Genomic DNA, 17,215 nt, shown 5'->3' with positions numbered 1-17,215 from the left:
TGATTGTGTTTGGATAGATTGTAGTAGGTGGTTTTTTGATCTAAATGTACCAGCAAAACAATTTTTCCAGCTTAATAACTTGCAAATATAAGAGAATAAGACGTATCTTACGGTAAATAAAATGAGAACTTAAGGGATTTGAATTTTTTATCGCATTATTATTATGAGCGTTACTCTCCGCATGCGGAGTGTGTATTGGGAGCATTATTGCCAGACTTACTAAAAAATGTAGATAAGCGCTTCAACTTTCATCCGCAACGTTTTGAAGAAATATTATTTGCTCATTTTAAGACAATGCATATTTCGGAAGGATGGTATAGGCATGTACAGGTGGATAAGGTTTTTCACGGATCGGATTTTTTTCTTAAACATTGTCATGTGCTAAGGAAAGAGTTAGTTCCTTTATTAACAAACTATCCTATACGGCCTTCATTTATGGCTCATATTGCAGTTGAACTTCTTCTAGATCATTTATTGATTGACGACAATGTGGTAAATCCACTTCGCCTTTATGAACAGCTTGAACAAGTCAACAGTGCAACAATTAATCGCTATCTAAATACATTAGGGATTACAGATACAAGTTCTTTTTTTTCTTTTTACGATCGATTCTTATCATCCCGCTATATTCTTGATTACGCAGATATAAATGTTATTCCATATGCTTTATTCAATATATGTAAACGTTTATGGAGCTTTGACATTCGTGAAAATGACGTTAAAAATATAGCTGAACTACTCTCTGAATATAAGAATAATAATCTTAGTGACTTTCGAGGTGTCTTTATTGACATTAACAACCAACTGGATTAATACTTTTAAGTGTACACACAGTATTTTCTAAATTATTAGCAGTGTTTTTCTCTTTTTTTTATTAAAAGCAATTAAGCAATCGATTGCGTAAGTCTTTTTTTTATATTTGTCCTGTTGTTTTAACATTTTATTAGTTAGGTGCCAAGAGTTATATTCCTCTTAGTAAAGTAGGTGTTGTAGCAAGTGTATTGAAAAAGAAAACGATTATAATATTAATATGTCGGTAATTAAAAAAGGAAGAATAGAGTTATTGGGCTATAATTTTATCCCTACTAAGTACTTGTCAGATAATGATGAATATACGCAGAGAAATAAGCGATTTTTCTCTACAAGCCAATTCAGAAAACTTAATGATTCTGAAATTTCTGTCTTGAAGGATAATCAAAACACTAGTAGCAGTTGGGATGATATTTTAGTAACAGATAAATTCATACCCGAACAAATTCAAAACACAAAGTTTTATGGATTTGTCCGTATAGGTGATATGGAAAACGTATTTCTGGATTACCGAGATTTGAAATTACCTACGGGAATTTATAATAGTACGGTTGTAAGTTGTGATTTGGGGAATACAGTTGCTATACATAATGTTCGTTATTTAGCTCATTTCATCATTGGCAATGATGTGATGTTGGTAAACATTAACGAAATGGAGACCAATAGTGGTGCAAAATTTGGTAATGGTATATTGAAGGATGGGGATGTAGAGGAGAGACGAATAAGACTGGAACTTTGTAATGAAAATGGAGGACGTTCGGTATTGCCATTTGACGGCATGCAGGCGAGTGACGTTTATTTGTGGTCAAGAAATCGACATGATAACTTGCTGCAAGAAAGATTTGTAGAAATGATGGAGTCTCAGTTTTCTAAAAGACATGGATATTATAGTGAGGTAGGCGATCGTTGTGTGATTAAGAACACCCATATTATTAAAGATGTCAAGATTGGTACTGATGCTTATATTAAGGGTGTTAACAAGTTAAAGAACTTGACTATCAATTCATCTAGTGCCATGCATACGCAAATAGGAGAAGGCTGTGAGTTGGTTAATGGGATTATAGGTTATGGGTGTCGAATATTTTATGGTGTCAAAGCAGTTCGGTTTGTACTGTCTTCTAATTCGCAGTTGAAGTACGGCGCTCGATTAATTAATTCTTTTTTAGGAGATAATTCGACAATATCGTGTTGTGAAGTTTTGAACTCTCTGATCTTTCCTGCTCATGAGCAACATCATAATAATTCGTTTCTTTGTGCGTCTTTAATAAAGGGGCAGAGTAATATGGCTGCCGGTGCTACCGTGGGTTCCAATCATAGTTCTCGAGCTGCAGACGGTGAGATTGTTGCAGGTAGAGGTTTTTGGCCAGGGCTTTGTGTTAGTTTAAAGCATAATTCACGCTTTGCTTCTTATACTCTTATCGTGAAAGGAAACTTTATGCACGAAATGGATATACGTTTACCTTTTTCTTTGGTAAGTAATGATATTGCAAACGATAAACTGGTTATTATACCGGCATATTGGTTTTTGTATAATATGTATGCCTTAATTCGAAATGTTTCAAAGTTTGAGCAGCGTGATAAGAGACTCTTTAAAAATCAGCGGATTGAGTATGAGGTATTAGCTCCTGATACAATTAATGAAATGTTTGCTGCTCGTTCTGAGCTTGAAGAAGCCGCAGGTCGCAGTTGTAAAGATGTGGATGCCAAAAAGGAAGAGTTACAGAATTATGGGAAAGAAATGTTGAAGGCAGACAGAGGGCTTCAAGAAAATGAATTAATGCTTACTGGTGTTGAATATTCGAAACGTAAGGTCGTTGTCTTGAAACCAAAAAAAGCTTATGATGTTTATGAGCGAATGATTAAGTTTTATGCTGCTGAGCAAATTATAGCGTTTTTAAAGGATGTTACATGGATGGAGTTTCAGCAGCAACTAAAAGGTGTGAAAAGAAATAGAGCTGAATTTGAAAATGTAGGAGGGCAATTAATTCCTACTTTTAAAGTAGATGAATTGTTAAAAGATATTCGGATAGGCAAGGTGAAATCATGGTCAGAAGCACATGAGTATTATAAGAAGTGGAGTAAAGAGTATACGGGTGACAAGCTGCATCATGCTTTAGCATCTTTAGCGGAGATTACGGATAGAACTATCGATAAATGGGATAAAGATTTTATAGGTAATATAATTAAAGAATCAGTACTGACGAAAAGATGGATGTTCTCAGAAATTGTAAACTCCCGCTTGAAAGATTATGAAAATCCTTTCAAGCAGATGGTTTACGAAAACCCGAATGAGATGCAGGCAGTTATAGGAAACTTGGAAAACAACAGTTTTATTAAAGATGAAAAAAGAAGATTAGAAATCTTTGAGCTTTTGACTGCTAGTATTCTCGCCAAGATTAAGGGTTGTTAAAATTTTAGTGTAGATACTTTGTAAGGTTTTTTAATTGCAGCATGTGCTGCAGATTTTGCGATTTTTGCTTCTATAGGGGAAATATCTTCTGGTATGTAAGTGTTATTGCGGACGTCTGTATTGAATAGTTTTTCAAACCAAGTACAGGCTGCTGTGAACCGGCCGTATGAAAGTTGTAGATGGTAACCATCTCTTGTGAAGTTATCGCCGATAGAGCTGGTTCTGGCATTTTGTATAGCTGTGCCCGCAGGGATTAAATGTTTAAAGTAACCTAGTTTATAGGTTTTTTGAGAAGCTTTTGCAATAGCTTGATACATCTTTTTCTGACTGTTTTCGTAGTTCTGAAAACCTGTATGTGTAGAGTTTTGCTGATAGGCCCAAGTTTGATGGTACAGTAAATTCGTCTGCTCCGAAACTTGTTTTTTTACATAGGATACTAAATCCGGTAAACTCTTATGGATACTTGGATAATCTCCCGATAATGGACTCGCTTGCTGAAAACTAATGTAATCCCAATCTTCATCATGAAGAGCATCATATAAACTAGTTTTTTCTCTCGTAGTTTTCTTTCCATCTACTGTTATTTTTCTGTAACTATAAGATGCTTTATTGTTTTGGCTGTTTTCAAGATGTAAGGAGAGCGGAGCACCACCTATATAAAGGTTGGCGATAATTGTTCTTTCACCAGCATAGTTGGCTAATTCATATAAATAGTTTTCGATCGCATCTTCCGAAAAACTGTTTCCGATTGCTAAAATTTTAATTGGTTTTGCTTTTGTCTCTTGTGCTGTTGTCCATAAAGGAATTAGTAGAGTAAATAATAGAAAAAGTACTATAGGATTGTTTTTTGAAGGTTTTATTCTTTTAAAAAAATTCATGTGGTTTATGGTTTTTAGGATAATATCTGTATCGTGTTGTTTGTTTTATATGTGAAATATCTATCTAGCACAGACTGCCCAAACACGAATGACCGTCAAGCAGTATGCCTACTAAATAGTAGTAAAATTGTGCATAATATAGTTTGGATATTTTATATGTCAACTGAAAATTAAACCGAGTTTGCACGCTTACGGAGAAATTATATCCATATGAAATATATGTCATGGCAAAATAGTGAAATTATAATTAGTATATCAGGTTGAGCTTAAACAATTTGCCTTTTGATGTCATAAATATGATTTAACAATGGTACTTTTGAGGTACAATGGCGTATAAATTTGTAGATAATTACCGAGAAAAAGGGGCTCGCAAGCGGCTGGTGAAGCATCTTGAAGGACGAGGAATAGAAGATAAAAGAGTGTTGCAGGCTATTGGGAAAGTGCCACGTCATTTTTTCTTCGACGAAACATTTTGGAACCAAGCATATCGGGATATTGCTTTCCCTATCGGTGATGGACAGACTATCTCGCAACCGTATACAGTTGCTTATCAGTCGGAGTTACTACATGTGAAAAAAGGAGATAAAGTGCTGGAAATCGGGACAGGATCTGGATATCAAACCTGTGTCTTGATGGAGTTGGGGGCTGAAGTATTTACGATAGAACGACAGGAAAATCTTTATCACCGCACTATTCAAGTTTTACCGTATATGGGCTATAAACCACATTTCTTTTTGGGTGACGGCTCTAAGGGAATCCCAGAACATGCTCCTTATGATAAAATTATAGTGACAGCAGGAGCACCATTTGTTCCAGAAATTATGCTCAAGCAATTGAAATATGGAGGGCTATTGGTCATCCCAGTTGGAGATGAGGAATCGCAAAAAATGGTTACGATTTTACGTGTGGGTGAGAATGAGTTTGAAAGAATAGAACTGGATACTTTTAGGTTTGTTCCTTTAGTGGGAGATCAAGCTTGGTAGTATTATTAAAATATTATACAAAATAAAGCTCGCTACTGCCGAGCTTTTGTTATTTTTAGACCATGATATATCAACATTATCAAGAACGTATAAAAGATTCGAGCCAAGAGGTGCAACGATTAAACCGTTTAATTAATCAGAATAGTTTAGGAAGACTGTTGGTTATTTTAGGAGGAGGTGCCGCTCTTTTTTACAGTTTTCAAACCAATAGTATTTTGTTGGTATTGGGGATCACTTTTTTTATTGTGCTTTTATTTGCCTTTTTAATAAATAGGCAAAGTCAGTTGGAGGCTAAACGGGATGCAAAGTTGGCTTTTCTACAAGTTAATGAAAACGAAATTATGCTACAAGAAAGACGGGAAACCGTTTATTCTGTAGGTGAGTCTTTTGATGATGAAAGGCACCCTTATGTTTCCGATTTGGATATTTTTGGTGAGAAATCACTGTTTGCTTTAGTCAATAGATGCGCAACTTCGCTGGGCATTCAAACTTTAGCAAATTGGCTTAAAGAAGGAGTCTCTAAAAAAGAGATAGAAGAGCGGCAGGAAGCGGTTACAGAAATTGCAAATGATTTGGGGTGGGGACAACAATTTCAATCAACAATGATTTTTAATCTATCTGAAAAAATAGATGCGAAGTCTTTTTTAAGTCGTTATCTTCAAGATAGTTCTTTAACGTTCGGGAATAAACTGATGCGTTTGTATGTTCCTATTGCACCTATCGTATTATTGTTAGCCGTTGCCTTCTCTGTCTTTATCTCTCCAATATGGAATATTGTTGTAGGTATAGGTGTATTGCACTTGTGTTGGACAATAGCCCTAGCAGGAAAGGTAGGTGTATTTTCAAATAAGATAGATCGAGTGGGACGTATTCTAGCAAGATACGCAGAAGGATTACTACTTATTGAGCAGCAGAACTTTAAGTCGGTAAAAAATAAAGCTCTTCAAGAGCAACTGTCGATTGCTGATAAATCACTTTCTAAAGTAGTGAAAGAACTAGCTAATTTAATAGATAAACTTGATACCCGAAACAATATTTTAGTCGGTGCATTGCTTAATATTTTAATGTTATGGGATTTTAGATATGTCACCAAACTGGTTCGTTGGAAAAACAGCTATGCTGATAAAGTACTGTTGGCATTTGATGTTATCGCCGAGCTGGAAGCATTGAACTCTTTAGCAACTTTAAAGCGCAACCACCCTCAATGGGTAATGCCTGTCATTTTAAATGATCCGCTGACCGATAAGATAATAGCTAAAGGTATTGGACATCCTTTATTGGCAGAGACGAAGTCTGTTGTAAATGATTACACAAATGACCAGCACCTGATCGCTTTAATAACGGGCTCGAATATGGCCGGAAAAAGTACTTTTTTAAGAACCTTCGGCATTAATGCAGTTTTGGCTTATGCTGGTGCTGTAGTATGTGCAGATGATTTTAAGCTGCCGATTTATCACTTAATTACCTATATGCGTATCAAAGACTCTCTGAATGAGAGCACCTCAACATTTAAAGCAGAACTGGATCGTATGAAATTTATTTTAGATACTGTTTCTAAAGATCAGCATAGTTATTTTCTAATTGATGAAATGTTGCGAGGTACTAACTCTGTAGACAAGTATTTGGGGTCGAGAGCTATTATTAGAAAGCTTGTGTCAAATGAAGGCAAAGGAATGCTAGCAACGCACGATTTACAATTAGCTAGTTTAGAAAAGGAAAATCCGGGTAAAGTGCAAAATTATCATTTTGATATCCAGGTGATAGAAGGAGAAATGTTGTTTGACTACAAACTGAAAAATGGGGAATGTACTGTCTTTAATGCATCTATGTTATTGAAGGGGATAGGAATTGATGTAGATCAGGTGTAAAAGTTTAACTTTGTGACAAAATATTGAAAAATGACATTAGAGGAGAAGATAGCGCAGTCTGAAACAAGAGTAACAACTACAGTGTTCCCATTTTTAACAAACCATCACGATACTTTGTTTGGTGGTAAGGCTATGGCTATAATGGATGAAGTTTCATTTATGGCAGGTACACGTTTTTGTAGAAAGCCTTTAGTTACTGTTTCGACAGACCGTATTGATTTTGAGAAAGCAATACCTTCGGGATCGATTATAGAAGCGATAGCAAGAGTGCATTCGGTCGGACGAACTAGTCTTAAAGTGAAGGTTCAGATTTATTTAGAGCAAATGTATGAAGAGGGCAGAGTGTTGGCTATTCAGGGCATGTTTACATTTGTTGCCTTAGATGAAAATAAAAAACCTGTTCCTGTATTGGAAGGTCTAGGTATAGAATAGTTCACAGGTAATTTAATAACACTGCTTTTTTAGTTATTTCTTATGACGGGACTAATGTTTTGCAGTTCTTCTTCGGAAAACAATCGATAATGTATTTTGAAAGTTTTCCCTAAGGGTGATTCTAGTGAAAAACCGCCTGGCCCAAATCCGTCAAGCACATCCAAAGTAAAGTGGGCATGTTGCCAATATTCAAATAGGTCTCGATCTACCCAAAATTCAAAACCTGCTACATGCCCAATCAAGACATCATTCATTCGAGGGTAAAAAGTGCCTTTTTCGAAACACTGAGGCTGTGTACCCTCGCAGCATCCTCCTGCTTGATAGAACATAAGCTCTCCATGTTTGGTGCGTAATTCTTCGATTAATTCCAAAGCTTTGTCAGTAACATCTAAGCGTTTAATCATTTTGTGTGTGGTTTTAAAGCAACTTTATAATATGTTGAAATTGCTCGGTCTAAAAAATATGTATTTAATGATTTTGATAGATTTTAATGAGCTACTTTATACGTAGCTAAGTTTTGTCGTTTTGCAAAACAAATATGTTTAATCTAATTAAGTATATAAGGTGCTCATATTTTTGAGCACCTTGTTAGTAACGTATTTTAGAAAAAACCAAGTTTTTCCTTATTATAGGAAACAAGCATGTTTTTGGTTTGACGGTAATAGTCGAGCATCATTTTATGGTTTTCTCGACCAATTCCTGATTGTTTATATCCGCCAAAAGGCGCTCCTGCTGGGTATGAGTGATATTGGTTTACCCATACGCGTCCCGCTTGTATAGCACGTGGTATTTGATAAAGTTGATGTGCATCGCGCGTCCATAAACCTGCACCTAGGCCGTAAATAGTATCGTTGGCAATTTTGATAGCCTCCTCTTCATCTTTAAAAGTAGTTACGGCTAAGACAGGACCAAAAATTTCTTCCTGGAAAATACGCATCTTATTATGTCCTTTGAAAAGTGTAGGTTTAATGTAGTAACCGTCTTCGAACCCCTGGCCAATTTGATTCTCATCTCCACCGGTTAATAACTCAGCACCTTCTTCCTTGCCTAGCTTGATATAAGACATTATTTTATCCTTTTGGATTTTTGAAGCTTGTGCTCCCATCATCGTGTTTGGATCTAGCGGATCACCGACCTTAATTTGATTGACACGGTCGATGACTTTTTCAATAAATTTATCATAAATATCTTCTTGTATCAAAAGGCGTGACGGACAAGTACAAATTTCTCCTTGGTTTAACGCAAATAGTACAGCTCCTTCTATCGCTTTGTCTAAAAATGCATCATCATGATCCATTACTGAATTGAAGAAAATGTTAGGAGATTTTCCTCCAAGCTCTAATGTGACAGGAATTATATTCTCTGTAGCATATTGCATAACCATTCTTCCTGTTGCCGTAGATCCCGTAAAAGCGGCTTTAGATACTTTCGGGTTTGCAACTAGAGCACGACCTAATTCTGAACCAAAGCCATTAACTACGTTAACGACACCTTCCGGTATTAAGTCGCCAATAAGTTCCATAAGCACCATGATAGAGGTTGGGGTGCTTTCGGCTGGTTTCAGGACTACACAGTTACCTGCCGCCAATGCTGGAGCAAGTTTCCAAACGGCCATTAATATAGGGAAGTTCCAAGGGATAATTTGTGCAACTACACCGATTGGTTCATGTACAATAATGGAAACGGTATCTTTATCCAGCTCAGTAATAGAACCTTCCTCTGCTCTAATAACGCCAGCGAAGTAACGGAAGTGATCAATGGCTAATGGGATATCAGCGTTTAGAGTTTCTCGAACAGCTTTACCGTTGTCTACTGTTTCTACTGCAGCTATATACTCTAGATTCTCTTGGATTCTGTCGGCTATTTTGTTTAGCATAATACTTCTTTCCGTTGCCGATGTTTTGCTAAATGATTCAAAAGCTTTGCTTGCTGTATCAACAGCTAAATCGATATCCTCTTTAGTGGAATGGGCTACCTTTGTAAAAACTTTTCCGTCTAACGGAGAGATATTGTCAAAATACTTTCCTGAAATCGGAGCAACAAATTTGCCTCCAATATAGTTGTCATAGCGCTCTTTAAAAGCTGGTCTTTTAATTATACTCATGTTATTTGTTTTTAGTGGTTTATGTTAGTTTAACAAATATACTTGTCACAAGTTTTTTTTAATAGCATTTTAAATTCAAAGAGTAGCATTTTTCGTTCATGCTCTTTTCATATGTATACAACTATTTCCTTTATAGAAGAAAGTCAATGGCTTCATTGAAACCGAAGAATTCTGTATCTATACGACGACTTTATTGTATATAAAAAGGAATTTAGTTAAGTTTGAGTATGGTCTAACGGTAAAAGCAATACGATGATGAACAATAAAAAGTGTTTAAATCTACTTCCCTTTTCAACAGAAAGTGCGTTAGATAGTCTAGTTGAAAATAGAAGAGCTTATACATTAAGTAATTTTGAGCTTAATATTTTTGAAACATATCAACCCGCTGATATGGTGCCTTTGCAGTTTAGTGATTTTTCGATCATTAATATGATAAAAGGAAAAAAAGTTATGCACTTAAAAGATAAAGTTTCTTTTGACTATTATCCTGGAGAGACTCTTTTGCTTCCTGAGCGAAGTCTTATGAGAATTGATTTTCCAGAAGCTAGACTGGATGAACCTACGCAGTGTACAGCAATAACAATAAGTGATGATAAGATAAAAGAGGTTTTAAATTACCTGAATGAATTTTATCCTAAAAAAGATATACATACTCAATGGTCATTTCAGTTAGATAAGTTTCACCTTACAAATAGTGATGAACTGGTTCAGTTGACAAATCGTTTATTTCAAGTTACTCTGAGTGGAGATCAACAAAAAGAAATTATATCAGACCTTGTCTTGAAGGAGTTAATGATACGTATTATGCAAACTCAAGACCTACTGGTGTTACAAGATCCCACAGAAACAGACACTCTGTTCTTTAAAGATATTAAACAGTATATAAAGGAAAATATAGAGGAAAGGATCTACATAGAGAATCTATGTGATTTGGTAGGCATGAGTAAGAGTGCCCTCTATAGAACTTTTAAAGCAGAGCTTGGAATAAGCCCATTAGAGTTTGTTTTGCAAGAAAAATTAATACACGCTAAGAAAATACTGAAGGAAACAAGAAGTGTTAAGGATGCTTGTTTTTCTTCAGGCTTTTCAGATGTTAATTATTTTATTCGATTGTTTAAACAGCGAGAAGGCACTACGCCAGGTGTATTTGCTAAACTCTCTTAAAGAGAAGAAGTTTATCTTTTCATGATGCGGTCTAATTCGCGTTTGCTTTCCCTTTCTTTAATCGTTTCACGCTTGTCAAAATCTTTTTTACCCTGAGCCAACGCAATTTCGACTTTAGCAAATCCTCGTTCGCTAATAAAAATGCGTAAAGGCACAATTGTGAATCCTTTTTCTTCTCCTTTTTCTTTTAATTTTTTTAATTCTTTTTTTGTTAATAATAGTTGACGATCGCGTTTTGCTTCGTGATTGTAAAAAGAACCGAAAGAGTATTCTGCAATGTGCATATTGCGAATGTATAATCCATCATCAAAAAAAGAGCAAAAGCTATCGTTAATATTTGCTTTTCCCTGCCTAATCGATTTTATTTCAGTACCCAAAAGTCTTATACCAGCTGTGTATTTATCTAGTAAATGATATTCAAAAGTAGCCCTTTTATTCTTTATATTTATTTTAGATGAGATGCTCATTTTATATTATTTGAACGACAAATTTAACCATTTTGTGCTTTCAACGAACTTTTAATTATAAACTGTTGCTAATATCTTAACAATAATTTAATTTTATAATATTCTTATGATTTTAGATGATGTTAAATCAATTGAAGTTTTGTATGTTTGCAGTCGGTTTTTTTTAGACTACAAGTGTACAGTATTTAGCTTTAATATTTTGTGGATTCATTAGCGTAATGTTTATCATAGGAGTTGAAGAGAGGTAATTGTGCTTTTGTTATTACTTTATTTTGACGATTGGTTTCTGTTGGTCAAATAGTAAGCTGTCTTATGTTAAAAAATTATATCATAGTAAAATTGAAACACCAACAACATGAGTAAGGGAAAGTTAAGTGAAAGAACGGCTAGATTCCTGCAGAGTGAGCTAGAGCCAATTAAGGCTAATAATCTTTATGCTTTTTTTCGACCGATTCAGTCGAAACAAGATACTGAAGTTTATATTGATGGCAAGCGGGTTTTGATGTTTGGTTCAAACTCTTATTTGGGTTTAACGACAGATCAAAGAATTATCGAAGCATCTCAGGATGCTTTAGCCAAGTACGGGACAGGTTGTGCCGGTTCACGTTTTTTAAATGGTACTCTTGATATTCATGTCGAATTAGAAGAAAAGCTGGCTAGGTATGTTGGGAAAGAGTCTGCTATATTGTTTAGTACTGGTTTTCAGGCTAATTTAGGACCTTTATCTTGTTTGACAGGGCGAAATGATTATATTTTACTCGATGATAGAAATCACGCATCTATAATTGATGGTAGTAGATTGTCTTTCTCTAAAGTTATAAAGTATGCGCATAACGATATGGATGATTTGCGTGCAAAAATGTCCAGACTTCCTGAGGATAGTTTAAAGCTTATAGCAACTGATGGTATATTTAGCATGGAAGGCGATATCGTTAAACTTCCTGAATTGGTGGAAATCGCAGATGAATTTGATGCACCAATTTTGTGCGACGATGCGCATAGTTTAGGTGTTATAGGTGAAAAAGGAGCAGGAACGGCTTCGCATTTTGGATTAACGGATAAAGTTGATCTTATTATGGGAACTTTTAGTAAATCATTTGCTTCTTTAGGTGGTTTTGTAGCCGCAGATACACAAACTATAGAGTATTTAAAACATAGAGCGCGCTCCTTAATGTTTAGTGCGAGTATGACGCCAGCGTCTGTAGCATCAACATTAAAAGCGTTGGAAATAATTGAAACCGAGCCAGAGCATATTGAAAAATTGTGGAAAAACACTTTTTATGCTAAAAAGTTACTTTTAGAAAGTGGTTTTGATTTAGGGCAAACGGAAAGTCCAATCTTGCCAATTTTTGTGCGTAATAATGATAAAACTTATATCGTTACTAAAATGCTACAAGATAACGGTGTGTTTGTTAACCCCGTTGTTGCTCCGGCTGTACCTACAGAAGAATCGTTAATTAGATTCTCATTAATGGCGACACACACATTTGATCAAATTGAAGAAGCGGTTGAAAAAATGTCTAAAGTATTTAAAACTTTAGAGGTTGAGTCATTCATGAATTAAAAATTATTATGATAGAGATTGTTTCTGTCCATAGTAAAAAACAGCTGACAGCATTTATTGATTTTCCTCATGATTTATATCGTGAGGATCCTCATTATGTGCCTGAGTTGTTTTTAGGACAGAAAGATTTGTTGTCTCCATCTATACACCCTTTTTACAAACATTCACAAGCTCAAGGTTTTTTAGCGTATAAGAACGGAAAGATAGTCGGTCGTGTTTTGGCCATCTGGAACACCAATCACAATCAATTTAATAATTTATCGGAAGGACAGTTCGGTTTTTTTGATACTGTTAATGATCAAGAGGTAGCCAGTAAGCTACTAGATGCAGCTTGTGAGTGGGTGAAATCTAAAGGTGGAAATAATATAGTTGGGCCTATTAACCTGACAACAAATGACACGGTTGGACTTTTAGTAGATGGTTTTGATCGTCCACCGATGGTAATGATGCCCTATAATGCCCCATATTATATAGATATGGTTACTGGAGCTGGTTTTAATAAAAAAGTTGATTTAAGAGCATATTTAGTTACGACAGGTCAGGCAAACCAGCGTTCCGTTTTATTGTTGGACAGATTAGAAGAGCGGCTAAAACGTTCAGGGATAATCCTGCGTGAAATAAATGTGAAAGACTTTGATAATGAAGCGAAGAAGATTAGAGATGTTTATAACAAAGCTTGGGATAAAAATTTAGGTTTTGTCCCTATGACCGACGAGGAGTTTAAGTATACGGCGAAGGAACTTAAGATGATTCTCGATCCGAGATTCTGTGTTGTTGCCGAAAAAGACAACGAAATCGTGGGTTTTGTTTTAGGTGTACCTAATATTAATGAGATTTTAATAAAGAACAAACGAGGGCGTTTGTTCCCTTTTGGTATTTTTCGTCTTCTATTCGGGCTTAAGAAGGTTAAATCACTTCGAGTACTCATGTTAGGTGTCATTTCTGGTTATAGAAAGCTTGGTATTGAAGCTTGTCTGTATGGAAGGATTATTAGAACAGCTACACCATTAGGTATTAGGGAGGCAGAGTGTTCTTGGATGTTAGATGATAATTATATGATGAATAATGCCATCGAACAGATAAATGCCGCTTTTTATAAGCGATATAGGCTCTATGAAAAAACCTTATAAAAAAAAGATACTAATTACAGGCGCTAGTGGTTTTGTGGGTGGGCACCTTATAGAAGAGGCTTGTAATAAGGGTTATGAAGTTCATGCAGCTCTTCGTGCAACTAGTAAAACCGAGCATATTGAGCCATATGTAGATAAATTTGTATACCCTGACTTCATGAAAATTGATCAACTTATTGATCTTTTCAATCAAGAAACTTATGATTATATAATTCATGGAGCGGCTTTAACAAAAGCTAAAGATGAAAAAAGTATGTTTGATGTTAACGTTGGTGTAACACAAAATATACTAGAGGCTGCTTTTTCTTGCGACTTGCCGCCAAAGCGTGTTGTTTTTGTGAGTAGTTTGGCCGCCATTGGGCCGATAAGCTATAATGAAGGCTTAATAAAAGAAGATAGTCGCTATAATCCAGTTACATTGTACGGTAGAAGTAAAAGAATGGCTGAAGAGCTGGTTGTTAAGCATTATGCAGATAAGCCAGTAACTATTATCCGGCCTACAGCTGTATATGGCCCAAGGGAGAAAGATTTGTTTCTTTTGTTTGAAACTATGTATAAAGGGTTGGATATTTATATAGGTAGAGAACCGCAGAAGCTGACTTTTGTTTATGTTGCTGATTTAGTTGACGCTTTATTGAAGGCTTTAGAGGTTTCGGAACATGAGAAACTTGCTATTTATAACATAACGGATGGTGAAGTTTATTCACGGTATGCTATGGCTGATGTGTTTAGTGATGTGATGCGAAAGAAAATGCTGCGAATGCATATTCCTTCTGGGATTGTAAAGGGAGTGGCATGTTTTTCGCAGGGCTTATATAAGTATTCTGAAAAAACGCCAGTGCTCTATCCAGAGCGGTTAAATGAATTAACTGCAGCTAATTGGTCTTGTGATATCTCAAAGTCTGTGAATGAATTAGATTATTCGCCGAGATATAAGTTAGCGCGTGGTTTGAAGGAAACTTTAAATTGGTACAAAGAAAATAAATGGTTTTAGACCAAAATAATGAGTTTGAAAATTAATAAAAAGCTTTTTCAAGATAGAAAAAGGACAAATATTTTAAGTTCGCCCGAACAGAAATTTATATCATACCTAGTGCCGAAAATTCCTGATTGGCTATCATCTGATGGCTTAACGGCTATTGGCTTTGTGGGATCAGGTATTGTGTTAGCTAGTTTTTTATTAGGTGAATATGTCGCACATGCATGGCTTTTGCTCGGTATTTTGGGCTTTTTTATACAATGGTTCGGCGATTCTTTAGATGGACGTATCGCCTATTACCGTAACAAATCTCGTAAGTGGTATGGTTTCGCTTTGGATATTGTTATGGATTGGGTCGGAACTGTTACTATAGGGTTGGGGTATGTGTTTTATGCACCTGGGGATTTTAAATATTCAGGTTTTGCACTAGTGGCATTATATGGATGGGCGATGATCATATCTCAGTTACGGTATCGTATAACAGATAAATATACTATAGATGCAGGTTTGTTGGGGCCAACAGAGATTCGTGTAGTAATTTGTGCTATACTGTTAATTGAAGTTCTTTTTTATGGTAGTATAAATTATCTAGTAATAGCGATCTGTGTCGCTTTGTTTTTTATTAATTGGTTTGACACTAAGAAGCTTTTGATATTAGGCGATTTGAAGGATAAAGAAGAGAAGCTATTAAAAGAAAAAGATGAAGGAAGATAAGAAGAGTTTTTTTCTATCTTTTGGTAAAGCTCAGGTCTCGGCTTTTATAGGCGGAATGTCTGACTTTGCTATCTATACTCTTTGTTTGCAGTGGCTAGGGTTACCTGCTCATATTTCAAATATTATTAGCGGGTCTTTAGGTGCTGTAGTCAATTTTACAATTAATAGATATTGGGCATTTGATAGTGCAACCACGCCTGTGGGGCAACAGTTATGGAAGTTTGTAATTGTTGTCTCTGGAAGTATTGGTCTTAAATCTCTAGGAATTTACTTATTGATAGATTTTTTGGAATTAAATCCTTTTTATGCCAAAATAATTGTAGAGATATTGGTGTCATTAGGCTTTAATTTCGTCCTACAGAAATACTGGGTTTTTAAGAAGTAACCTCTATTTTATTATCGGAATGGGCTTTTAGAAGCTGTGTTTTTTATTGTGTACAGTTATCTTAGGTGCGATAGGGGATGTGGGGTTATTTAATGAATACCGCCGAATTATTTTTGTGATTTTAATAAATTATTTTGGCTTTCTCCACTTGACTTAATCTGCTTTTTGTTGGAAAACGTTGCTTTTAGTGATCTGTTTTTCACTTTCAGTGTTCCCTTTTTCGCTTTTAGTGACTCCTATTTGTGTTTTAGTGATTGGTTTTTATTGAGTAGTGATCGGTATTTTGGTTTTAGTGATCACTATTTAGCTCGAGGTGAATCCTTTGCAGCTCCATGTGATCGGTAGTTTCGAATTAGTGATTGCTTTATGTTAAGAAGTGATCACCTTTTCTTACAAAGTGATTCCTTTTTGCTACAAAGTGTTCACTTGTTGGCTTATCGTGGTTACTTGTTGTGTAAATGTGATTCCTTTTTGCCAAGAAGTGATCACTATGCGTGATGAAGTGGTCGCATTTTAGTGCAAAGTGAACACATATTCCTGTAAAGTGATCCCTTCTTGCTACAAAGTGATCACTTGTTGGCTCATTGTGATCCCTTGTTGTGTAAATGTGATTGCTTTTTGTTAACAGGTGATCACTCGATCGTACAAAGAAGTCACTGAACGTGACAAAGTGATCCCTTTTAGCGGCGTTTTGCCGGTAATGTCCGATAAAGTGTGGTCGCCAGCCGGCAGTATCCCATAAAGTGTGTTTTTTCTTTTTAATTGCCTATCTTATGGATTACTTCTTATAAGGGCGTATCTTTTGTTCTTTTCTTTTATATAACTCCGGTTTCCTTTTAAAGTGCGTTAAAGTCCGTTAATATGCGTGGAAGTCCGCTAGAGTCCGTTGTTTTTTCGTTGTAGCCGGGGCTTAGATCTTGCTTAGACAGGGCTATTCCTGTGCGGGGCTGCTCTTTTTTTGTTATAGTAGTATCTAATAGTAATTCTTTCAGCCTTACTTTTCTGAATCATCTACACGGTCTAATAAACATTTCCCTAAAATCTGTATATATAGAACTTCATTTTCTTTTGTTTTTATCCGATCGGTAAATATAGTCTTGTGTCCGACTGTCTATGGCTCTGTGCTTTCTTTTTTCTTCTTTTTTTATACTAAAGTGCGTGTTTTGTTCGTTCTTATTACCGGGTTGTTGTTTCGCGGGGATTATTTAATTAAATTATTGTTCACAGGACCAGCGTTTTGCGGGCATTGTTTTTATTAAATCAATATTTATTTTGGAAGTGATGTGTTAATTTCTCTATCTTTGCACCACTCCGCAAGGGAGGGACG

At 35.7% G+C, this 17,215-nt stretch carries 15 protein-coding genes; 11 read left to right on the top strand and 4 right to left on the bottom strand.

The annotated features are described in order from the left end of the window. The first annotated feature begins 138 nt into the window (after positions 1–138). Positions 139–813: a hypothetical protein gene (locus ORI89_RS00075; protein WP_268228380.1), complete on the top strand. Its 675-nt coding sequence runs from the start codon at positions 139–141 to the stop codon at positions 811–813. Positions 814–1,030: 217 nt separating this feature from the next. Beyond that, positions 1,031–3,220: a DUF4954 family protein gene (locus ORI89_RS00070; protein ID WP_268228379.1), complete on the top strand. Its 2,190-nt coding sequence runs from the start codon at positions 1,031–1,033 to the stop codon at positions 3,218–3,220. Here the strand turns inward: ORI89_RS00070 and ORI89_RS00065 are convergent. After that, the gene (locus ORI89_RS00065; protein WP_268228378.1) at positions 3,217–4,098 is read right to left on the bottom strand and encodes a DUF4886 domain-containing protein; all 882 of its coding nucleotides are present in this window, start codon (positions 4,096–4,098) and stop codon (positions 3,217–3,219) included. The genes ORI89_RS00070 and ORI89_RS00065 overlap by 4 nt on opposite strands. Positions 4,099–4,424: 326 nt before the next feature. Here ORI89_RS00065 and ORI89_RS00060 point away from each other — a divergent pair, with 326 nt between their 5' ends. The 3 genes from ORI89_RS00060 to ORI89_RS00050 all read left to right on the top strand — a co-directional run bounded on the left by ORI89_RS00060 (position 4,425) and on the right by ORI89_RS00050 (position 7,381). Next, positions 4,425–5,081, top strand: coding sequence for a protein-L-isoaspartate(D-aspartate) O-methyltransferase (locus ORI89_RS00060; protein WP_268228377.1), 657 nt, complete (start codon positions 4,425–4,427; stop codon positions 5,079–5,081). A 62-nt stretch (positions 5,082–5,143) separates the two neighbouring features. Continuing rightward, on the top strand, positions 5,144–6,949 hold the full coding sequence (locus ORI89_RS00055) for a MutS-related protein (RefSeq protein WP_268228376.1): 1,806 nt from the start codon (positions 5,144–5,146) through the stop codon (positions 6,947–6,949). A 30-nt stretch (positions 6,950–6,979) separates the two neighbouring features. Continuing rightward, positions 6,980–7,381, top strand: a complete 402-nt coding sequence (locus tag ORI89_RS00050) for an acyl-CoA thioesterase (protein ID WP_268228375.1) — start codon at positions 6,980–6,982, stop codon at positions 7,379–7,381. Between the two features lie 29 nt (positions 7,382–7,410). On the opposite strand, the gene ORI89_RS00045 is transcribed toward ORI89_RS00050, so the two are convergent. Both ORI89_RS00045 and ORI89_RS00040 read right to left on the bottom strand, forming a co-directional pair. Continuing rightward, on the bottom strand, positions 7,411–7,785 hold the full coding sequence (locus tag ORI89_RS00045; protein WP_268228374.1) for a DUF779 domain-containing protein: 375 nt from the start codon (positions 7,783–7,785) through the stop codon (positions 7,411–7,413). Between the two features lie 197 nt (positions 7,786–7,982). Then, positions 7,983–9,485 (bottom strand): aldehyde dehydrogenase family protein, encoded by a 1,503-nt coding sequence (locus tag ORI89_RS00040; protein WP_268228373.1) that lies wholly within the window; start codon positions 9,483–9,485, stop codon positions 7,983–7,985. A gap of 252 nt (positions 9,486–9,737) precedes the next feature. Between ORI89_RS00040 and ORI89_RS00035 the strand changes: the two genes are divergently transcribed. Continuing rightward, a complete protein-coding gene (locus tag ORI89_RS00035) occupies positions 9,738–10,649 on the top strand; it encodes an AraC family transcriptional regulator (RefSeq protein WP_268228372.1) in 912 nt (303 codons plus the stop codon). 11 nt (positions 10,650–10,660) lie between these two features. Here the strand turns inward: ORI89_RS00035 and smpB are convergent, their stop codons facing one another. Beyond that, entirely contained in the window at positions 10,661–11,116 is a 456-nt protein-coding gene (smpB, locus tag ORI89_RS00030) for an SsrA-binding protein SmpB (RefSeq protein ID WP_268228371.1), read from the bottom strand. A 355-nt stretch (positions 11,117–11,471) separates the two neighbouring features. Between smpB and spt the strand changes: the two genes are divergently transcribed. The 5 genes from spt to ORI89_RS00005 are packed head-to-tail and all read left to right on the top strand — an operon-like array spanning position 11,472 to position 15,888. Beyond that, on the top strand, positions 11,472–12,680 hold the full coding sequence (gene spt / locus ORI89_RS00025) for a serine palmitoyltransferase (RefSeq protein WP_268228370.1): 1,209 nt from the start codon (positions 11,472–11,474) through the stop codon (positions 12,678–12,680). A gap of 8 nt (positions 12,681–12,688) precedes the next feature. Continuing rightward, a complete protein-coding gene (locus ORI89_RS00020; protein ID WP_268228369.1) occupies positions 12,689–13,810 on the top strand; it encodes a hypothetical protein in 1,122 nt (373 codons plus the stop codon). Continuing rightward, positions 13,794–14,804, top strand: a complete 1,011-nt coding sequence (locus ORI89_RS00015; RefSeq protein ID WP_268228368.1) for an NAD-dependent epimerase/dehydratase family protein — start codon at positions 13,794–13,796, stop codon at positions 14,802–14,804. Before ORI89_RS00020 ends, ORI89_RS00015 begins: the two co-directional genes overlap by 17 nt. A 9-nt stretch (positions 14,805–14,813) precedes the next feature. Continuing rightward, a complete protein-coding gene (locus ORI89_RS00010) occupies positions 14,814–15,503 on the top strand; it encodes a CDP-alcohol phosphatidyltransferase family protein (protein WP_326494296.1) in 690 nt (229 codons plus the stop codon). Next, a complete protein-coding gene (locus ORI89_RS00005; RefSeq protein WP_268228367.1) occupies positions 15,490–15,888 on the top strand; it encodes a GtrA family protein in 399 nt (132 codons plus the stop codon). Before ORI89_RS00010 ends, ORI89_RS00005 begins: the two co-directional genes overlap by 14 nt. Positions 15,889–17,215: the final 1,327 nt, after the last annotated feature.

This window comes from Sphingobacterium sp. UT-1RO-CII-1, assembly GCF_026711005.1.
Lineage (GTDB): Bacteria > Bacteroidota > Bacteroidia > Sphingobacteriales > Sphingobacteriaceae > Sphingobacterium.
The sequence above is the reverse complement of the archived record's forward strand: the minus strand, read 5'-3'. Positions and strand labels throughout refer to the sequence as shown.

What these genes read in the sequence shown, in the direction of transcription:
- ORI89_RS00070 (WP_268228379.1), top strand. Translation starts at nt 1,031, where the DNA reads ATGTCGGTAATTAAAAAAGGAAGAATAGAGTTATTGGGCTATAATTTT.
- ORI89_RS00060 (WP_268228377.1), top strand. Translation starts at nt 4,425, where the DNA reads ATGGCGTATAAATTTGTAGATAATTACCGAGAAAAAGGGGCTCGCAAG.
- ORI89_RS00045 (WP_268228374.1), bottom strand. Translation starts at nt 7,785, where the DNA reads ATGATTAAACGCTTAGATGTTACTGACAAAGCTTTGGAATTAATCGAA.
- ORI89_RS00015 (WP_268228368.1), top strand. Translation starts at nt 13,794, where the DNA reads ATGAAAAAACCTTATAAAAAAAAGATACTAATTACAGGCGCTAGTGGT.
- ORI89_RS00065 (WP_268228378.1), bottom strand. Translation starts at nt 4,098, where the DNA reads ATGAATTTTTTTAAAAGAATAAAACCTTCAAAAAACAATCCTATAGTA.
- ORI89_RS00055 (WP_268228376.1), top strand. Translation starts at nt 5,144, where the DNA reads ATGATATATCAACATTATCAAGAACGTATAAAAGATTCGAGCCAAGAG.
- ORI89_RS00005 (WP_268228367.1), top strand. Translation starts at nt 15,490, where the DNA reads ATGAAGGAAGATAAGAAGAGTTTTTTTCTATCTTTTGGTAAAGCTCAG.
- ORI89_RS00040 (WP_268228373.1), bottom strand. Translation starts at nt 9,485, where the DNA reads ATGAGTATAATTAAAAGACCAGCTTTTAAAGAGCGCTATGACAACTAT.
- ORI89_RS00020 (WP_268228369.1), top strand. Translation starts at nt 12,689, where the DNA reads ATGATAGAGATTGTTTCTGTCCATAGTAAAAAACAGCTGACAGCATTT.
- ORI89_RS00010 (WP_326494296.1), top strand. Translation starts at nt 14,814, where the DNA reads ATGAGTTTGAAAATTAATAAAAAGCTTTTTCAAGATAGAAAAAGGACA.
- spt (WP_268228370.1), top strand. Translation starts at nt 11,472, where the DNA reads ATGAGTAAGGGAAAGTTAAGTGAAAGAACGGCTAGATTCCTGCAGAGT.
- smpB (WP_268228371.1), bottom strand. Translation starts at nt 11,116, where the DNA reads ATGAGCATCTCATCTAAAATAAATATAAAGAATAAAAGGGCTACTTTT.
- ORI89_RS00050 (WP_268228375.1), top strand. Translation starts at nt 6,980, where the DNA reads ATGACATTAGAGGAGAAGATAGCGCAGTCTGAAACAAGAGTAACAACT.
- ORI89_RS00035 (WP_268228372.1), top strand. Translation starts at nt 9,738, where the DNA reads ATGATGAACAATAAAAAGTGTTTAAATCTACTTCCCTTTTCAACAGAA.